Source organism: Kitasatospora sp. NPDC093558 (assembly GCF_040683475.1).
GTDB lineage: Bacteria > Actinomycetota > Actinomycetes > Streptomycetales > Streptomycetaceae > Kitasatospora.
The window spans coordinates 1-2,095 of sequence record NZ_JBFBDY010000920.1 but is presented as its reverse complement, the minus strand read 5'-3'; the positions used below and the strand labels follow the sequence as shown (position 1 = coordinate 2,095).

Sequence of the window (2,095 nt, the reverse complement as noted above, 5' to 3'; positions counted from 1 at the left end):
GTCGGTCGCCGATGCTCCGCATGGACTCCCTCCTCCGCCTTGCGATGCACGCACCCAGACGCCGCCCGGCCCGCCTTTCGGGCGGACGACGGGAGTTCGGCGACAGGCCCCGGGACCGTGCTCACCGTTGCGGGTCAGCGCCGGATTCACACCGGACTTCCCCCTCGGACGCCCTGGCAGCATAACAGCCGACAGGCCGGTGCAGTCCTTACAGGTCTGTATACGGAGATGAACGGGCGTGAACGCACGACCGCCCCCGTCCGGCGGTCCGGGCGGGGGCGGTCGGCGTGGCGACGCGTCAGGCTCAGGCCTGCTTGGTCTCCCAGAAGATCTTGTCGACCTCGGCGATCAGGTCCAGCAGGGCCTGGCCGGTGGCCGGGTCCGTCGACGCCTTGGTGGCCGAGGCGGCCTTCAGGGTGTCGTTGATCAGCTGGTGCAGCTGCGGGTACTTCTCGAAGTGCGGGGCCTTGAAGTAGTCGCTCCACAGCACCGAGATGTGGTGCTTGACGGCCTCGGCGCGCTGCTCCTTGATGATGATGGCGCGGGCGCGGAAGTGCGGGTCCTCGTTGGCCTGGTACTTCTCCTGGGTGGCCTTGACCGACTCGGCCTCGATCCGGGCCTGCGCCGGGTCGTACACACCGCAGGGCAGGTCGCAGTGGGCGTGGGCGGTGGCGCGCGGTGCAAACAGACGAGAGAACATGGGAGTCCTTCCTTAGATCGTCTTCCCGCGCCCGAGACTACCCTTCCGGCCTCCCCGTTTCGCGATCGGGCGGTGGGCCTAGGGCAAAAGGCCGATCCGGAACCGGGGTAATCCGGACATCGGACAGGTGACGCTCCGTACGGCACACTGGGACGCGGCGGGCCGGGAGGAGGAGTGGTGGCGCGGATGACGCAACCGGGTGACGGCGTACGGGCGGGCACGGCCCCGTTCGGGCTGGTCGACGTGGCGGGGCCGTCGATGGTCCCGACCCTGCGCGAGGGCGACCAACTGCTCGTCCGGTACGGCGCGCGGATCCGCCCGGGCGCCGTGGTGCTCTTCCGGCACCCGTTCCAGCAGGACCTGCTGGTCGTCAAGCGTGCCGCCGAGCGCCGGGCCAAGGGCTGGTGGCTGCTCTCCGACAACCGGCCGGTCGACAGCGACAGCCGCAGCTACGGCGCCGTCCCGGACGAGCTGGTGCTCGGCCGGGTGCTGCTGCGGCTGCGCCCGCGCCCGGCCTGGCTGGCTCCCGGCCGCCGGCTGGAACGGCTGCTGCTGACCACCCGGCTGGCCCGGATCCCGGGGCTGGCCCGCCGCCTCGGCGTCTGGGTGGACGCCGAGCTGTAGGCGCGTCCTAGCGGTCCTGGAGCTGCTGCGGCCCGAGCGCCGCGTCCTGGGCCTCCTGGCGCTTGCGGGCCCGGTAGGCCGCAACGTTGGCGCGCGTGGCGCAGCGGTCCGAGCAGTAGCGCCGGGAGCGGTTGGTCGAGGTGTCGAGGTAGGCGTTGCGGCAGGGCGAGGCCTGGCAGATGCCGAGCCGGTCGGCGCCGAGTTCGGTGAGGTGGACGGCCAGGCCCATGCAGGCGACGGCGCTGAAGTGCGCCGTGGCGGTGGGGGAGTTGTCGGCCAGGTGCAGGTGCCAGCGCGGCCGGCCGGCGTCGTCGAGGTAGTCGTGGCCGGAGACCAGCGGGCTGACGGGGTACTCCATGAGCAGGCTGTTCAGCAGGTCGACGCCACGCACCTCGTCGCCCTCGGCGGCGGCCTCGAAGACCCCGCGCAGCCTGGTCCGCACCGCCCGCAGGCGGGGCAGGTCGGACTCGTCGGCCAGCGCGGCGGCGCGCGAGGACTCGGAGAACAGGGCGCGCAGCGCGTCCACCGAGGTCAGAGTGTCGGTGCCGCGCTCGGGTTCCTCGGTGTTCACCAGCCGAACGGCGAGATCGGCGTAGGAGGCGAGCTCCACGGCGGTCCTTCCAGAGATTTAGGTAACGGGCTGACTGCTTCCAGCCTATTACCCGATGGGGGAAAACGGCGGCGCCCGGCACGGCCCGGCGGGGGCGGGCCCCCGGGGTGGTGGTGGGGGGGCGCGCCGGGCGCGCGCAGAGGGCGCACGAGCGGGAGGAC

The 2,095-nt window shown here is 72.4% G+C and carries 3 protein-coding genes and 1 riboswitch; of the genes, 1 reads left to right on the top strand and 2 read right to left on the bottom strand.

What is annotated here, in order from left to right:
• Nucleotides 1-69: 69 nt before the first annotated feature.
• A riboswitch (cobalamin riboswitch) is annotated at nucleotides 70-208 on the bottom strand.
• A 96-nt stretch (nucleotides 209-304) separates the two neighbouring features.
• Complete coding sequence (gene sodN / locus AB0O00_RS36955; protein WP_238865337.1) at nucleotides 305-700, bottom strand: superoxide dismutase, Ni; 396 nt, start codon at nucleotides 698-700, stop codon at nucleotides 305-307.
• 186 nt (nucleotides 701-886) lie between these two features.
• On the opposite strand from sodN, the gene sodX reads away from it, so the two are divergent.
• Nucleotides 887-1,324 (top strand): nickel-type superoxide dismutase maturation protease, encoded by a 438-nt coding sequence (sodX, locus tag AB0O00_RS36950; protein ID WP_363659078.1) that lies wholly within the window; start codon nucleotides 887-889, stop codon nucleotides 1,322-1,324.
• 7 nt (nucleotides 1,325-1,331) lie between these two features.
• Here sodX and AB0O00_RS36945 read toward each other — a convergent pair whose 3' ends face one another.
• Nucleotides 1,332-1,934, bottom strand: coding sequence for a CGNR zinc finger domain-containing protein (locus AB0O00_RS36945; protein WP_363659077.1), 603 nt, complete (start codon nucleotides 1,932-1,934; stop codon nucleotides 1,332-1,334).
• Nucleotides 1,935-2,095 lie beyond the last annotated feature (161 nt).